This window comes from Flammeovirga pacifica (assembly GCF_000807855.2).
GTDB classification, from domain to species: domain Bacteria; phylum Bacteroidota; class Bacteroidia; order Cytophagales; family Flammeovirgaceae; genus Flammeovirga; species Flammeovirga pacifica.
Map to the genome: position 1 here is coordinate 188,746 of NZ_JRYR02000002.1, position 17,309 is coordinate 206,054.

Annotated in this window: 9 protein-coding genes; 5 read left to right on the forward strand and 4 right to left on the reverse strand. The window is 34.5% G+C overall.

From position 1 onward, the window contains the following. The first annotated feature begins 3 nt into the window (after nucleotides 1–3). Nucleotides 4–2,271 (forward strand): GH92 family glycosyl hydrolase, encoded by a 2,268-nt coding sequence (locus NH26_RS20100; RefSeq protein ID WP_052431752.1) that lies wholly within the window; start codon nucleotides 4–6, stop codon nucleotides 2,269–2,271. Nucleotides 2,272–2,288: 17 nt separating this feature from the next. Then, a complete protein-coding gene (locus tag NH26_RS20105) occupies nucleotides 2,289–3,815 on the forward strand; it encodes a sulfatase family protein (protein WP_044217837.1) in 1,527 nt (508 codons plus the stop codon). Between the two features lie 24 nt (nucleotides 3,816–3,839). On the opposite strand, the gene NH26_RS20110 is transcribed toward NH26_RS20105, so the two are convergent. Next, nucleotides 3,840–4,952, reverse strand: a complete 1,113-nt coding sequence (locus tag NH26_RS20110) for a porin family protein (RefSeq protein WP_139263207.1) — start codon at nucleotides 4,950–4,952, stop codon at nucleotides 3,840–3,842. A gap of 385 nt (nucleotides 4,953–5,337) precedes the next feature. Between NH26_RS20110 and NH26_RS20115 the strand changes: the two genes are divergently transcribed. From NH26_RS20115 to NH26_RS20125, 3 genes are all read left to right on the forward strand, one after another. Further along, complete coding sequence (locus NH26_RS20115) at nucleotides 5,338–6,771, forward strand: glycoside hydrolase family 30 protein (protein WP_044217842.1); 1,434 nt, start codon at nucleotides 5,338–5,340, stop codon at nucleotides 6,769–6,771. A 100-nt stretch (nucleotides 6,772–6,871) separates the two neighbouring features. Then, on the forward strand, nucleotides 6,872–8,602 hold the full coding sequence (locus tag NH26_RS20120) for a sulfatase family protein (protein WP_044217844.1): 1,731 nt from the start codon (nucleotides 6,872–6,874) through the stop codon (nucleotides 8,600–8,602). A 186-nt stretch (nucleotides 8,603–8,788) separates the two neighbouring features. Continuing rightward, nucleotides 8,789–11,893 (forward strand): T9SS type A sorting domain-containing protein, encoded by a 3,105-nt coding sequence (locus tag NH26_RS20125; protein WP_199880272.1) that lies wholly within the window; start codon nucleotides 8,789–8,791, stop codon nucleotides 11,891–11,893. A gap of 147 nt (nucleotides 11,894–12,040) precedes the next feature. Here NH26_RS20125 and NH26_RS20130 read toward each other — a convergent pair whose 3' ends face one another. The 3 genes from NH26_RS20130 to NH26_RS20140 all read right to left on the reverse strand — a co-directional run bounded on the left by NH26_RS20130 (nucleotide 12,041) and on the right by NH26_RS20140 (nucleotide 17,286). Continuing rightward, nucleotides 12,041–13,498 (reverse strand): endonuclease, encoded by a 1,458-nt coding sequence (locus NH26_RS20130; protein ID WP_084812297.1) that lies wholly within the window; start codon nucleotides 13,496–13,498, stop codon nucleotides 12,041–12,043. 85 nt (nucleotides 13,499–13,583) lie between these two features. Beyond that, nucleotides 13,584–14,939 carry a DUF5689 domain-containing protein gene (locus NH26_RS20135; RefSeq protein ID WP_139263208.1) on the reverse strand — a complete coding sequence of 452 codons (1,356 nt, stop codon included), beginning with the start codon at nucleotides 14,937–14,939 and terminating at the stop codon, nucleotides 13,584–13,586. 130 nt (nucleotides 14,940–15,069) lie between these two features. Continuing rightward, the gene (locus NH26_RS20140) at nucleotides 15,070–17,286 is read right to left on the reverse strand and encodes a DUF5689 domain-containing protein (protein ID WP_139263209.1); all 2,217 of its coding nucleotides are present in this window, start codon (nucleotides 17,284–17,286) and stop codon (nucleotides 15,070–15,072) included. Nucleotides 17,287–17,309: the final 23 nt, after the last annotated feature.

Genomic DNA, 17,309 nt, shown 5'->3' on the forward strand with positions numbered 1-17,309 from the left:
ACCATGAAAAAAATAGTATTTTGGATGTTAGGTTGCTATTGTTTATTTAGCTGTCAACCAACTCCTACAGAAAAGCAAACAAACCTACAAGAGGATTATTCTACAAAAGTAAATCCTTTTATAGGTACAATAAATGACGGAAATACACACCCTGGAGCCACTTTACCTTGGGGTATGGCTTCGGCATTACCTCATACAAAAGATTTTAGAGAAAAAGCCAATGGGCCAGCCTATTATAATTTCGGAGATGAAAAAATTTATGGTTTTGGCAATGTCAATTTATCGGGTTTAGGTTGTCCTGTAGCAGGAGCAGTACCTTTAAAATTATCTACAGGGAAATTTGATTGGGACATAGAAAACTTTGCCTCTACTTATAAAGACGAAGAAGCCTATGCAGGTTACTATAAAGTTACCTTAGAAAAGCATCAATTAGTAGCCGAGATGACTGCCACAACAAGATCTACTATTTATAATTTCACCCCTCAGAATGATGATAAACAGCCCATTAATCTATTTTTAGATTTAGGAGCGAATACTTCTCATAGAAAAGGTGGAAGTCTTAAAGTAGTTTCTCCTCAATTAATCACTGGATCACAGTTGGATGGTGCTTTTTGTGGTTTTCAAAAATCGACCAATATTTACTTTGCTTTGGAGATTAATCAGCCAAACCCACAAGTAAAGATATATGAAAATCAAAAAGTGACTGATAAGAGAGAGGTAAAAGGAGACAAAGCAGGAGTAGTTTGGACTTTGGATCAATTAGATCAAGGTAAATTAGAAGTAAGAGTAGGAATTTCGTTTGTCTCAGAAAAAAATGCTTTGGATAATCTAAGAAAAGAACAAGGTGATTTATCTTTTGAAGGCATCCATCAGAAAGCTATTGCAGAGTGGAACAAGCAATTACAAAAGGTAGACATTGAAACGTCTTCTAACGACGATGAACAAATCTTTTATACTGCTTTGTATCATTCTTTATTATTACCGCATGTTATTAGTGATGTAAATGGGGAATATTACTCAAGAGAAATTGATAAAGTTTTAGTGGCTGATGATTACACAAGATACAGTACTTATTCACTTTGGGATACCTACAGAACTTTACATCCTTTGTTAGCATTATTGTATCCAAAAGAGCAAAGAGATATGGTAGTAACCATGTTGGAAATGTACAAAGAATGGGGGTGGCTACCTAAGTGGGAATTGTTTGGGTACGATACATTTGTAATGGTCGGCGATCCAGCAGTACCGGTAATTTCTGATACTTATTTAAAAGGGATTACAGATTTCGATACAGAACTAGCCATTGAAGCCATGTTAGCAACTGCTGCTAACACAAAGAAAAACCCTACTCGACCAGGAATAAGTCAATATATTGAACATGGGTATATTCCAATTGATGATAGAGGTGGAGACCCTCAAAAATTTTCTTGGACTAATGGAATCGTATGGGGACCAGTTTCTACGACATTAGAATATAATTTAGCCGATTATAATATTGCTCAGTTAGCCAACGTTTTAGGTAAGAATGAATTAGCGAAGGAATATTATAGAAGAAGTGATTCTTATAAAAAACTATATGATCCTAAAACCACTTTCTTTAGACCTAAATTAAAGAATGGAAATTGGATGGAAAGCTTTAATCCTACCGATAGATTTTTTGATATTCGTTGGGAAGGAAGTGGAGGTAAAGGTTTTGTAGAAGGAAATGCTTGGCAATATAATTTCTTCGTTCCTCATGCAATGAATGATTTAAAATCGTTAATGGGAGAGGAAGTATTTTTAAGTAAGTTAAATGACTTATTTTCTAATGGAGAATATGATTTAACCAATGAACCGGACATTACTTATCCTTATCTTTTCAATTATGTGAAAGGACATGAAAAAAAGACACAGCAATTGGTAAGGGAAAAAGGTGACTTACACTTTACAAATACACCATCGGGTATTCCAGGAAATGATGATGCAGGTACATTAAGTGCATGGTTAGTATTTTCTCAATTAGGATTTTTTCCAGATGCACCTGGTATTCCAACATATCAGTTAACTACTCCAAAGTTTGAAAAAGCGACTATTCATTTAGACGACTATGTTTACAATGGTCAGACTATTGAAATCATTAAAACAGGAGAGAATGATCGTTACTTTAATCAGTTTACTATTGATGGAAAAGTAAGAGAAGAGGTGTACCAATTATCACATCAAGAACTTGTATCTACCAATGAGTTGGTATTCAATACAGTAAGTGAACGATTGTCTGAAGTGAAAGAATAATTGTAATTTACAGAGCAATGAAGAAAAGAAATATTGTATTCCTATCCATTTTCGTAGTGAGTTTAATCTATGCTAAAACAGAAAAGGATAAGGTAAAAGAAACGCCACCTAATGTTATTATTATTTTGGCAGATGATATGGGTTACGGAGACATCTCTGCTCATCAATCTAATCCAAAGATAAAAACACCTGCCTTGGATAAATTGGTACAATCAGGTATCACTTTTTCTAATGCACATGCGGCATCATCTGTATGTACTCCATCAAGGTATTCTCTTCTAACGGGTAGGTATTCTTGGCGATCAAAATTAAAGAGTGGTGTTTTGTTTGGATACGATCAGCCTTTAATAAATAATGAATTTACCATAGGGCAATTATTCAAGCAAAAAGGCTATGCAACGGCCTCTATAGGTAAATGGCATTTGGGACTACCATGGCAATTATCAGAAGGCTCAAATTATAAGCAAAGAACAAAAGAGAAAATATTCTTTCAGGTATTAGCCAAAGAAAAAGATGTAGTTTTAGACGCCCCTTTTGCAGATCAAAAATGGCATAATAAAATTGGTTTCGATTACTTTTATGGTACGAGTGCTTCTTTGGATATGCCTCCTTATGTGATGGTAGAAAACGGGCAAATAACCGCTCCTTTAGATCAAAGAATTGAAGATTCAGATTACAGTTTAGACTATAACGTTGATATGTGGAGAGGTGGTCCTGCTTCTAAAGACTTCGATCATAATAATGTGCTTCCTGATATCGTAAAGAAAACCACATCATTTATAAGAGAGAACAAAGACAATCCTTTCTTCATTTATATGCCATTAACTGCTCCTCACTCTCCATGGTTACCTTCTGAGAAATACAAAGGAATGTCTAATGCCGGTAAATACGGCGATTTCCTATGCATGGTGGATGATGTTGTAAAACAAGTAGAAAAAGCTTTGAAAGAGAATGGGGTTGATGAAAATACGATCATCATTTTTAGTTCGGACAATGGTGCTCCGCTGAAGAATATTCAAAAATTTGGGGGAAATGGTCACCAAGCAAACGGACATTTTAGAGGACAAAAAGGTGATTTATACGAGGGAGGACATCATATACCGCTTATCGTAAAGTGGAAACAAGGAATTCGACCTAATCAGTCTTCAGATCATTTGATTGTATTGACTGATTTATTGGCTACTATAGCTGATATTTCTGGTGTTGAGGTGCCTGAGGGACAAGCAGAAGATAGTCATAGTTTTGCTCCAGTACTACAAGGAGATGAATCGTCTTTTTCACCTAGAACAACTGCCGTCTATCATTCTCAAGTGGGGGTGTTTGCGATACAAAATGGAGATTGGAAACTAATAGAAAATTTAGGCTCTGGTGGATTTTCAAAACCAAGGTTTGTAGAATCAGAACCAAAGTTTCCTAATAAACAGTTGTATAATTTAAATCAGGATCCTTCAGAATTCGATAATAGAATTGTAGAGGATAAGGATAAAGCAGATGAGTTACAATTGATTTTAGATGATATACGTAAAAGTCAAGTAATCAATTAATTGATAAGGTTGGTGGTTTTAAAATCACCAACCTTTTATTACATCAAAACCAATTCTTACACCTACATTAAATTTCCATCTTGAATTAAAGTAATGACTTTCCTCTATTGAACTATACTGAAAAGAATCTGAAGCATAAGCTCCCACAATGTGGAATCTAAAGTTCTTATCAGGAAACGGATAGTATTGTAAAGCCACTTCTAGAGTATGAATACTTGTATTATCAATAGCATCAGAGACTTCTAACCCGCTAAATGAGGGATCATTGAAATAAACTTGATCATAAATGTATTTAACTGATGGTCTAAATTTTTCTCCCTTATACATTAGTCTAATAGGTAATGATTGATAGGACGCATTCTCTTTAAAATTAGGCATGTTTTGAACATAAGCATAATCTGTATCTAACTGCCATTTACCCAAATTCCATTGTATACCAAGATGAATTGCATAAGCAGGTGCATTAAAAATGTGCCCTTTATCATTGATAGCGGTATAACTGGCATAGGTCTTAATTTTATCTTCAAGTAAATGCCCGTACCAATAGACATTGTATTGTAAATCTACCTGATGTCCTAATGAATCCTCTTGAGCATTTACGATTTGTAATCCTAAGCGTTGCCCTTTTTTAGTACGATATTCTGTAGTAATACCTGTTTTAAATATCCCGAATTTATTCCCTATGATAGAGTAGGTATATACATCGTTGGGGTTGTAAGTTTGTTCTATCGTACCAATATTCAAAAAACTACGTCCAGCTTTTAGGTGCCATCTGTTATTTTTTGATGTATAGTGAACATTGGCACTTAATATATTTTGATTTAAGTTGTTCATGCCAACTCTAGCATCGTTTGGAGAATAGAGAAATTGAAACCCAAAATTTTCATTGAACATACCATCCAGACCAATCCTAAAATTGGAAAATAAAAACCTCTGATCTGTAGCAAAAACATCCGTAGTTTCATGATAATTCGTACGTTGAAAATCAAGTCGACTATCCAAAGAAAATTTCAGACTTTGTTGGAAGTTTTTCCAAGCACCTAAAAGAGGATCATTTGATTTCTTCTGTTGAGGATCTTCAGAAGCACTTACATAAAAACTCAAGAAAACGAGAAAACAGCTTAAAAGATTTTTCATAAGTATTATTGAATAAGTATTGATAAAACTAATTAGATTGATGATACCATAAATGTCCTCTTTTCTAGAGGAAAGGAGTTGTAAGAAATCTTTAAGCTGTTGTCAAAAATCGTCAATAGTAAATTTTGTAAAGAATTAGGCACATTTCTAAAGGAAAAATGGAATCAATTCACCTTTATAAATATCAGAGAACTACATCACATAACATTATGAAAAATAGACCAAAGAACTTACAGATAAGTATAAGTAAATGATTTGTAATTGATTACAATAAGGAGTAGTAAGGTATGGCTCCTTCATTTTCTTTAATTAGAGAAATCAAAAGAAGTTTTAAACAACAATCCATTTATTTAGAGGTATCTAAAAATGAATAAATGGATTAGAAATGAAATTATATTTAAAACAAACAACTTACTTTTTATTTTCGATACTATTGATGGGGTGCACCTCTTCTAACCACGAAATTAAAGTGAAATGGGTGGAGAGTACCATAAAAAAACAATGGGAAGAAAAGGTACTTTATTTACAAAAACCGTCGGAATTAGAAGAAGGGAAAGTGAAAATATTTACTGACCAACCTTTACAGACGGTAAAAGGGTTTGGAGGCTGCTTTAACGAGTTAGGTTATGAAGCATTAAACATCCTTTCTGAAGATGCACGTAAAAGGATAATCCATGATCTTTTTGATCAGAAAGAAGGATGTAATTTTACCATTTGTAGAATGCCTATTGGAGCGAACGATTATGCTGTAAATTGGTATAGTCATAACGAAACAAAGGACGATTTTGAAATGAATCAATTCTCAATCAACAGAGATAAAGAACGACTGATACCTTATATTAATTGGGCGAAACAAATCAATCCTGATATTAAAATTTGGGGATCTCCGTGGTGTCCACCTTCTTGGATGAAAACTAATAATCATTATGCTTGTAAGCCAGATGTTGTCAATGATTTAACCGAAGAAGGAAGAGGAGAGGAAATGCATACACAATTTAGAATGGAAGAAAAGTACCTAAAGTCATATGCACTGTATTTTTCAAAATTTGTGGAGGCATACAAAAAAGAAGGAATTGATATTTATGCTGTTCATGTACAAAATGAATTAAACTCTTCTTGTCAGAATTTTCCATCATGTATTTGGCATCCTAAAGACATGGCCACTTTTATTGGTGATTATTTAGGGCCTGAGTTCATAAATAAAAAATTGAAGACCGAAATTTGGCTAGGAACCGTCGAAAGAAAACAAGAAGATAGAGTAGACGATATACTTTTAGATCATAAAGCACAAAAATATATTAAAGGTGTAGGATTTCAATGGGCAGGTAAAGGGGCAATACCCTATGTGAATACCAAATATCCTAACTTAGAATTAATGCAAACAGAATCTGAATGTGGGAACGGCTCAAACGATTGGGCTGCTGCTAAACATACCTTCGACCTTATTAAACACTATTTTAAAAATGGAGCCAATAGTTATATGTATTGGAACATGGTTTTAGACGAAACGGGTAAAAGTCATTGGGGTTGGAAACAGAATTCGATGATCACAGTAAACTCTGATTCAAAATCGGTGGTATATAATCCGGAGTTTTATTTGATGAAACATTTTAGTGCATTTGTAGAAAAGAATTCAAAGTATTTAAAAACGTCTGACGAAAATTGTTTGGCATTTAAGTGTGAAAAGCAATATGTCGTATTTTATCATAATAATAGCACTAAAAAACAAGTAAAAGAGTTTGTAGTCGATGGGAAATCGGTAAAATTAGAATTAGCTCCAGATTCCTTCCATACCTTTATTATGGCGATTAATGAATGATTTGAAGGTTTTTTACTTCTGTTTTTATTCTAGTTTATCAATTAGAAGTCTTTTCAACTTTAAATAGTACAAATTACATCAGTAATTAATAATACTTCACATGAAAAAACTTTTTTATCTATCCATTCTATTTTTTACAATTTTAAGTTGTAATACATTAAAGAATGATAAAACATCGTCAGCAAATAATACGCAAGATAGACCAAACATTATATGGTTGGTGGCAGAAGATTTATCGCAGAGGTGGGCTTGTTATGGTGACTCATTAGCCTATACACCTAATATCAATAAATTAGCAAATGGTGGAGTGGTTTACGATAATGCCTTTTCGGTAGCGGGAGTTTGTGCCCCAAGTAGATCTTCCATCATTACAGGAATGTATCCCACAACAATTGGGACACAACATATGAGACAAAGTAAGAGTGTGATTCCAATGCCTGGTTTTCCAAACTATAATGCCGTACCCCCAACACAAGTGAAAGCTTTCCCAGAATTACTTAGAGCAGCAGGTTATTGGACAGCTAGTTATAGAAAATTAGATTATCAGTTTGGAGCACCTTTTACTATTTGGGATGAAGTGGTTGACTACCCTTCATGGAGAGATCGTTCTGAGGAGGATAAAGATAGACCATTCTTTATTTATTATACGTTCGAAATTACTCATGAAATCAACATTTGGCCGGACAGTACTAAGGAGCGTTTCTTCAAAGATTTTAAAATTGATGTAAGTACATTGGCGCCAGATGTTCAAAAAAGACCTCCTTATGATGAATCGAAAAAGGTAGATCCTAAAGATGTTGTCGTACCTCCTTATTATCCAGATGATGAAGTTTCTAGAAGTCATATTGCTAGATTATATGATAACGTAAGTCGTATGGATGTACAAATTGGTAAGATTCTTCAGCAGTTAAAAGAGGACGGTTTGGAAGAGAATACGATTATTATGGTGACGTCAGATCATGGTGATTGTTTGCCAAGAGCAAAACGTTGGATTTATGATAGTGGAACAAAATGTCCATTAGTGTTGTACATGCCAGAAAAATACCAAAACGAGCATTTCCAACCGGGTACAAGAAATAATGATTTAGTAAGTTTTATTGATTTTGCACCTACAGTTTTAGAATTAGCAAATGTAGAAGTTCCTTCTTGGATACAAGGTCGTTCAATGGTTTCGTCATTGATAGAAGAACCGAGAGATTACGTTTTTGGAGCTAGGGATAGAATGGACAATAGATATGATGTAAGAAGAACTATTCGAGATAAAAGATATAGATACGTAAGAAACTTCCAACCAGAAGTAAATTACAGTCAACAAATAACTTTCTTAAATCAAATGCCTTTGATGCATCACTTATTAGAAAAAGATGATAATAAGGAATTGACCAAAGAGCAATCGTATTGGTTGTATCATCCTAAAAATGGAGAAGAAGAACTTTACGATACAGAAAATGATCCATATGAGTTAAATAACTTGGCTTCGGATCCAAAGTACAAAGGAATTTTAGTCCGATTAAGAGAAGGGTTAACCAATTGGCAAGAAAGAACAAGTGATAGGTATCAATTAAATGAATTTGATCAAGCAGAACAAATGTGGCCTGGAGGAAATCAACCTACTACTGCAGACCCTGTTATCAAATTTAGTGAAGGAAAATATACGATTACTTGTGCTACTGAAGGAGCAAGTATTGCCTATCAATTGAACGAAGATAAAAGGTGGCATATTTATACTCAGCCTCTAGAAAATATTACTATTAATTCTGTAAAAACTAAAGCAGTAAGATATGGGTACCTTGACAGTAATCCCATATCATTTCAACAAATAGTTGAATGAAAAACAGACAATAATAATTCTAAAACTCTCACATTATATGTGGGAGTTTTTTTTCATTTATATAACTCCTAATTTTCAAAATAGAATAATTGTAGGAAAGAAATGGTGGTAGATTTAACTAATCAATGCCTTAGGCCTATTTATTTGGTCTAGGTAACTTCATTGTATTTTTTAATTGAAATGAACATGCATCAAATTACTTTTAAATACTTTCTCCTTCTATGGATGAGTTTATTGTCTTTTACCATTTTTGGACAAGAAGAAAATTGGGGAGCTATCGATCGATGGGAGAGTTTAAATCCCGGAGCAGGTGGACAAGTACAAGATATTTACTTCGATAAAAATGTGGAAGGAAGGTTATGGTTTTCTAGTGATATGGAAGGTATCTACCGATCGGATGATTATGGTAATAGCTGGAAATATGTCTCTAATGATTTAATACATGGTATGGCTTTTTGTATCGAACAAGAAGTAGGAGGAGAAAAGCTTTATCAAGGTGGATTATATGGTGCCTCTATTGGTGTCAATCCTAACGCAACCAATCCAGACGATGTTTCTTGGAAGTTTATTGATATTACTAAAGGAGATGCCATTGCATCTATTGCTGTTTCTACCGATTTTCAGACCGTAGTTTTAGCGCCAGGGTGGCAAAATAAAGATCCTCAAAAAGGACAAGCAGCTATATGTTCTCCAAGTCAAGGGTTAGGATCAGATAAGTTAAACGGGGAGCGAATCATTTATTTATCAAAAGATAGAGGTACAACTTGGTCTAAGGTAAAATATGCACAAGACAATGGTTATAGACATGTTTTTGGTGTGGCAATTCACCCAGAAAATGATAACCTATATATAGGTGGTTCGGCAGGGGTCTTTGTATCATCAGATAACGGAGATTCATTTCAGTATATTCAAGAACCGGAAGAAGCACTTGGACCAGCTGGATCTTCAACAGCAACCAATAAAAGACCCGACGGAGGTAGTAGAGGTATTGGCTTATCGCCGGATGGTAAATATATCTATGCGGTATATCAAACGGTGGCTAATTCAAATTATAATAGTAAACGATGGGCAATTTTTGTTGCAAAAACATCAGCAAATGGTATTGAAGGCGATTGGATAAAAATTATGGATGATGCCCCTGAAAATGCAGAGTGGTATGATCCTAAAGTAGATCCTAGATCAACAGAAAAAGAGCACAAAATTGCCATGAGTACGGTTTGGAGTAGTAACAATACAAGAATCGGTTTATGGGAAGCTACGGTTAATTTTGATGATAATGGAGATTTCTTATCACATAGTTGGGAAGTGGTATTGAATTTACCCAAAAGTGGAAGATGTTTTGATTTTGAACCAAGTTGGGAGAATAGAGATTTAATTGTACGCTCGGCTGATTATTCGCCATTATCTTGGGAGAAGCATCAGTTAGCCGCAATGGGAGGACAGAATATCTTTATTTCTGATGTAGACTCTCCAGAATTTCCATGTAAAAGTTGGAGAGAGATTTATGGTGAAGTGATTTCTCATCATGAAGGCTTAGCAATGTCACACGAAAGAGGGTTTACATCTACTTATGCTTATGATGTAGATAGCTATGAAAACTACATGATTCAGGGTAATGCTGACCATGGTATTCTACAAAGTTTAGATCATGGATATTCTTGGACATCACATAGAGGACCAAGTGGTGTAACCAATGCCATGTCTGTTTTAACAGTACCAACTACTCCAGCATTAGTACTAATTGATGCTAGAAAAGGGTATGGTATTCCAAGCCATAGCGCAGGAGGATTGTTTGCCAAAGAGATTAATACAAAGAAAATTGGATGGCCTGGAGATTGGAAACTTATTGGTGGAGGTGTTCCAAATCAAACACAAACAACCAATGGTTTACCTTCAAGAAACTACAGAGCGATGACCTACGACCCAAGTTTGGTGAAAAGGGTTTATGTCACCATGAGAGGTAAGAATTATGGAGGCCAAAATATAAAAGGAGGTATTTATGTTACCGATGATATTTTGGGTGTTTTTAATGGCACTGATGTTTGGAGAAAGATCTCAACATCTGCCATGGATTACAAAGACTTTAGAGATATTTGGGTAGACCCCAACAATAATAAATATGTTTATGCTCGTTCTGATGGCAATAGTGCTTATTTATATAGAGGGGAGAGACAAGCTGACGGAAGTTATGTTTGGACAGATACAGGTAATGATATTAGTGGAGCATTGGATTTATATGCTTGGGATTTCCAAGGAGATACGTATTTAGTTGCAGCTGCCAATGTAAATGGTAAAAAAGGAATTTTTATCCAGAAAAACCCACAAGGTGATCAATGGAATTCTGTAGATGCTTGGGAGTTTACAGGACTTGATGTCAATAAATCTTTAGAATTACGCCCACATTTCTGGAGAGATAATCAGAATGTGAACTTTAGAGGATTGGCTGCTTTTGGTAATAAAATAGTAGTATCATCAGATGTAAGTACACACAAAAGAGGTTTGGGTACCTATTTGGGGAGTATTCAATCAGACGGATCAATAGTTTGGGAAGATTGGACGAGAGCACCTGCAAACGATAGGGATATTGAGAATCCTACAGCACTACAAGCTAGAATCAAAATTGAAAATGACGTCCCTTATTTTTATGTGGCTTTAGGATCTACAGGGTCTTGGAGGAGACAAATGGAAGTGGACGAATTTTCTAGTTGTTCTTTAAAAGTAGATAAACAATCATTGGAGTTTACTGAAGAAGGCGGGACTCAAACTATTAATGTAGAAAGTGATGAAGAATGGAATTTTGAAGTGAATCAAGATTGGCTGGAAGTAACAAGAGAAGGGCAAGAATTAACTATTGAAGTTGCTGCTAATGCTACTGAAGAAGAAAGAAATGCCGAAATTAAAATAGTAGGCTGTAAACAATTGATCATTAGTGTGCATCAAAAAGCAACGGTAAAAGAAGAAGAAAACCCTGATGAAGAGGAAGAGAATCCGGAGGAGGAAGAAAACCCTGATGATGAAAATAAGGACGATGAAGAAGGTGAGGAAGAGGAAGAAGAAATTCCAACATCCATTGATGATAACACATTGAATATTAAGGTGTATCCGAATCCTTTTCAATCTGAAATCAGAATAAAAGGTAGTGGAAATACTACAGTAACTATCTTTAATTTATTTGGTCAGAAGGTGTATCAAGAAGCCTATACTGAAGGAAGTACAATAGATTTAAACCATTTAGCAAAAGGACAATATATATTGGTGGTGGATCAACATCATATGAAAATAATTAAGTAATACAAATAAAGCCTATCTTATTGAATTAAGATAGGCTTTATTTTTTGTCCTTATTTGAGATCATAAAAAAGAGACTTATCCAAAAAGAATAAGCCTCTAAATATAGTCCTCTATATAATTTTAATTTTTTATCGATTGATAGGAGTTTTATTGAACATCTCCCCAAATTTCATTGGCAAATTCTGGGTGATCAATAAATGGATTTCTGTTTCCTTGGAATAGGTAAACTTGTTCGTTTCTGTCTATTTCTTTATCAGAAACAGGATCAGAGTTATGCCAATCTAACATGATTTTTAAGTACCAATCTTTGAATACTTTATCTTTTGATCCATCTAAAATTGCAGCAGCTTGTGTACTATTTTGTACCCATGAACCAATCTCATCTTCATAACGAACGGCCATATATAAATACATTCTCGCAAAGTCACCTTTATATTCATCGATAGGTTCGAATACTGTACCTGTATAGCCTGAAGCTGTAGTACCATTTCCTCTCTTACTTTTGTTGATAGATGTCCAAGTTGCAGTTTCAACAATACCATAAGGATGATTAGAACGCATAGTATTTACATAAGCATCTACTGGAACAATATGGTGTGCGTCAGAAACCATAGGCATTGCTTTTTCAAAATAACTTTGAGGAACCACATGCTCTCTATTGTAACAAAACCCTTCTCCACTACCTGAATTACCGCACTGATCGGTAGACATAGCATATTCGTATTCGCCAGGCTGAGCACCGTCAGGAACCGTTGGATCATTTGGATCAGGAATATCGCTATACATATCCCAAATAATCTCGCTTCTTTGGTATTTATCATCAGATGTTTTGTAAAGTACCCAAAGGTCGCCATAGCTTATCCACTCATGTCCTCTTTTTGTAATACTTGATAAAGTAGACTTAAGTTCATAACCTTCTTTTCCTTCAGCACTTTTGTAATATTCGTCTTCTTCCTCAGGTCCAGTTTCATAATCTGTACCGTCTTCGTTGAATTTGAAGTTGTCAATAGAATAACCACCTTCTCTTTGAGGATCTCTTTCATCACCTTCAAAATAGAAACCTACGCTTACGTTACCGTATTCTGATAAATCAATTTTACCTGTGTTTACCCAAGAACCATAATCAGAAGAACCATCTTTACTAAGAGTAACATCTAATTCAGTCCAAGTATATTGTTCAGGAGCAAATTCACCATTATAATCCGCAGAAACAAAAACTTTAAAAAGTACACCTTTATCGAATTCCTGTCTAGAATCGAATGAAATGGTTTTATCTTCTGCTCTAGTAACATTCAATTTTGGAGAAATCAACCAAGTTTTACGTTCTTCACCAGCTTTAAATACAGTGATGTTTGCATAAGAATCACTAGTCCAATGAGAATTGTATTGAAATCCACCACGGCCTTCAACTTTAACATGTGTCCAACCAGAGATCTCTACTTCTCTATATTTAGTACCAAAGAATTTTTCTTCTAATTTGGCAACCATTGTACTATCGTGATCAGTGTTATCGTCTGCCACAATAGTATCATTCTTATCACAACTGTAGAAACCTACAGTAAGGATAGAAAACATTAATAGGAGTTGAATGTAATTCTTTTTCATAAAAATGCCGAAGCTGTTATTTAGTTTGTTTAGCGTTAAGGTGATCTCTTATTTTTTTTATAAAAGATCACCTTTTATTTAATTTTTATTGATTGAATCTGATATTATCGATAGAATAACCACCGTCTTTTATGTTTTCTTCACCATCGAAAACAAACGCAACAACTACATTACCGTAAGAAGACATATCAATATCACCAGTACTTGTCCAAGTACCGTAGCCATTTTGACCATCGTTACTGATAGTTAACCCAGTTAATTCAGTCCATGTAAATTCTGAAGGAGCTTTAGACCCATCATAATTACTTGATACCATCACCTTAAATGAAGCACCAGTAGAAAATTCTTCTCTTGTATCGAATGATAACGTTTTGTTTGCAGCATTTTCAACATCAAGAATAGGAGTAATTAACCATACTTTTCTTCTTTCACCAGATCTAAATACTGACAGGTTAGCGTATCCGTTGTTACTAAATTCATTGACAAACCACTTACTAGAACCTTCTTCAATAATGTTGTTCCAGCCTTCAATAATGATATCGTCGTATTTATTAAAACTATCAAAGTTTTCGTCAATTGATTGTTCTGTTGTAGGAGGTACACCTTCTTGATTAGGAGGAGTGATAGTACCATCAAAATCAGTAAAATCTTGTGCAGGGCTATTGATATATAACTGAGGACTATTGTTAAATACTGAAACAATAGCTGTAATTGTTCCGTCTCCTTGTGGAATAAGTTCTTCAGCAAAATCTGAGTAACCACTATTTCTCATGATAATTCGTTGACTACTAGAATTATCCATAAAGTTTCTATTCGTAGTTTGATCTTTGACCGCAAAAGATACATTTCCATCTGCAGATCTGATATTTTTTATTCTTACTCTTCTACCAATATAGTCGGTAGGGTTTGTAAATAAGTCGTTAACTGTGGCATCAATTGTCGTAATATTTGAAGTAGTATCACCTACAATTAAATATTGATCTACTAGTGGACCAGGAATACGGCCGGCCGCAGGAGTACCATTGTATAAACTTGGGATACCCAATTGAACATTTCCTCCATAAGAACCTAATACAAGGTCATCGCAAATAATAGCAACTTCCTGCCCTAAGCTAAATTGAGGATAAATAGGGGCAATATCCAATCGAATAAGAATACCGCCAGTGTTATCTTGTATATAAAGCTCTTTGTAAATATTACCTGGTTGATCATTCGAAATGATTTGACCAACTATGATGGTATTTTCTGAAATAGATGTTGTGTCATTATCTCTTCCAGAGTGCAATGCTTTTAATTCTGCAATAGAAATTGTTGCAGTTCCTTCTGGTATAGGTGATATACCTTCATTTTTAGGATCGTTGTAATTAGTATCAACGCATCCTATCATGAAAATGCTAAGAAGAAGTGTTGTTAAAATATTGAATGAAATGAACTTTTTCATTTGATGAAAATATTTAGAGGACAAAGTTTGTGGCAGTCCGTCTTTTGTAACGCTCGATTTTCTGCCAAGGAATTTGCTCCCTCCAAAGGTTGCGAGCCTTTGGGGGGAGGAGTGTTAAGAATTGATTATATTAGATCACTTCTTTTAATTCGATGTTGTCATAAATGACTGTTCCTTCCTTATAAGTTCTAACTTCAAATAAGAATGTTTCAGCATCTGCACCAGTTTCGAAAGAATGCTCATATTGAATCCATTGATCTTTAGTTTCATCATTAAAGTATTCTTGGATAGTATCAACAGTTTCTCCTGAACCATTTTTGATCGAAGACCACATTCTGAATGATGTATTCGCATTGTCTTTGCTAGTCAACACATGATACCATACAGTTAATTTGTAAGAAGTATTTGGCTTAACAGCAGCAGAATTCTTAATTTTTCTAGTACCAGTTGTTGCAGTTACTTTTAGAGCGTTGTCACCGTTTTGAACAATAGTAGTTTCTAGACCAGTTTCTGATTCAATTGTCCAATAGTCAGGTTTGTCGTCTGTCCAGTTTTCAAAATCACCATTTAATAAAATGTTTTCACCAGGAGTTACTTCTGGAGGAAGTTCTTCTTCATATTTTTCATCTACTTTTACAGTAGATACAGACCAATAGCTTGATCCATCAGAAGTACCATTTTCTGCAGAATATTTGAAAGCTACATATTGAGAACCAGTAAATGTATAGTTTAATGTCTGTTCTCCAAATTGAGAACGATCATTTTCAGAAGTTAATACAGTCCATGTAGCTGTAGTAGGGTCACCCATTCCATCATAATCTGATGATACTAAAACTTGAACATCATCAAATTTTGAGAAATAGTTTAATTCTTCTAAAATTACCAATCTAGGATTATTTAAAGAAGTACCTTCTAATGTAAACTTTTCTTTTGAAATCATCCAAGCTTCAGTTTTACCTTTACCATAAGCATTGATAAATGCTTTTCCACCATCAGCAGACCAGCCTGTGAAACTATTAACTGTAAAAGTAGAGAAGTCTACAGATGTATTAGTTAATTCAGAACTTGTAATATCTTCACCAATACCATCATGATCGGGATCTGGCTCAGGAACTTCTTCTTCACTTTCACCATCCCAAGAGAATTTAGTAGTTTCTTTAAGACCAGGAACTCTGAAGTAATCTTCGATGTTACCAAAAATCCAAACTTCTTTTTGAGCGTTTTCAGGATTGTCGTTTAAGTTTAATGCATCACGAACATCAGTACCACTAGACAATTGAACAGGAATACCTAAAGTACCATCAGTGATGTTAGCTACATCAGCTAAAACTAGGTTAGAGAATGATGATTTATCAGTTGCACCAGGGATGAATCCAGACTCAATAGAAGCACCATCAATAGAACCTACTATATAACCTTTAACCCAAACACCTTCACCAGTACCTAATTTTTTAACATCAGCAATAGAGTAAGGGCTTTCTAATGTACCTTCACCGTCTAAATTAATTTCGATTTCAAAACGATCGTCATTAAATTTCACATCTTCAGTAGACACTAAAGTTAATTGTAAATCACTATTGAATGCTGTTAAAATAGCAGTAATAGAACCACTTTTAGAAGGAACAACGTCATCAGCAAAAGAAGAATATTTTGAAGTTCTTAAGATGATACTTAAGTTATTCTTATTTACTAAATCTAAGTTTGTTGCATTGTTTTCTTGATCAGCGTAAGTAACACCTTCTTGTGCAAACTGAACACCAGTAACAGTAACCATTGTATTGTAAAGGGCACTGATATTTTCTGGTAAGTTATCTAAATCTAAAGTAGTTGGAGTTGGCATTGCTGCTTCACCTTCAACTAAGAATACATGACTTGAAATCATGTCTTCTTCTAAACTACCTAAAGCATCGTTGTAAAGACCACCTAATTGTACAAGTCCACCGTAGTTACCAATGTACATGTCTTCTGTTTTGATAGCTACCTTACGTCCTTGAGGAAATGAAGTATAAAGGTCACTAGCATTTAATTTCACTTGAATACCGTGTCCTTTTTCATCTTGAACAGTGATGTATTTATAAACATTACCTGTTTCATCAGAAGAGATAACAGTACCTACAAATGTCATTTCTTCAGTAATTTGGAAGAAATCATCATCACTTTCTTTGTTACTTTCGTACATATTGATAACATCCTCAATAGTAGCGTTGACAGTGATGTCACCTGGATTTTCTGGATTTTCACCAGGTCCGTCAGGTTCGTTATCTTTTGTACAGCTAAAGAAAGCTGAAGTTAACAAACCACCAATCAATAGTAATTGTAAAAATTTGTTGAATGTTTGCGTTTTCATCATGGTAAATGTTTAATGAAATG

Bases quoted from the DNA above. Each gene is read 5' to 3' on its own strand.
- NH26_RS20140 (WP_139263209.1), bottom strand. From the start codon at position 17,286: ATGAAAACGCAAACATTCAACAAATTTTTACAATTACTATTGATTGGT.
- NH26_RS20100 (WP_052431752.1), top strand. From the start codon at position 4: ATGAAAAAAATAGTATTTTGGATGTTAGGTTGCTATTGTTTATTTAGC.
- NH26_RS20125 (WP_199880272.1), top strand. From the start codon at position 8,789: ATGCATCAAATTACTTTTAAATACTTTCTCCTTCTATGGATGAGTTTA.
- NH26_RS20115 (WP_044217842.1), top strand. From the start codon at position 5,338: ATGAAATTATATTTAAAACAAACAACTTACTTTTTATTTTCGATACTA.
- NH26_RS20135 (WP_139263208.1), bottom strand. From the start codon at position 14,939: ATGAAAAAGTTCATTTCATTCAATATTTTAACAACACTTCTTCTTAGC.
- NH26_RS20120 (WP_044217844.1), top strand. From the start codon at position 6,872: ATGAAAAAACTTTTTTATCTATCCATTCTATTTTTTACAATTTTAAGT.
- NH26_RS20105 (WP_044217837.1), top strand. From the start codon at position 2,289: ATGAAGAAAAGAAATATTGTATTCCTATCCATTTTCGTAGTGAGTTTA.
- NH26_RS20110 (WP_139263207.1), bottom strand. From the start codon at position 4,952: ATGAAAAATCTTTTAAGCTGTTTTCTCGTTTTCTTGAGTTTTTATGTA.
- NH26_RS20130 (WP_084812297.1), bottom strand. From the start codon at position 13,498: ATGAAAAAGAATTACATTCAACTCCTATTAATGTTTTCTATCCTTACT.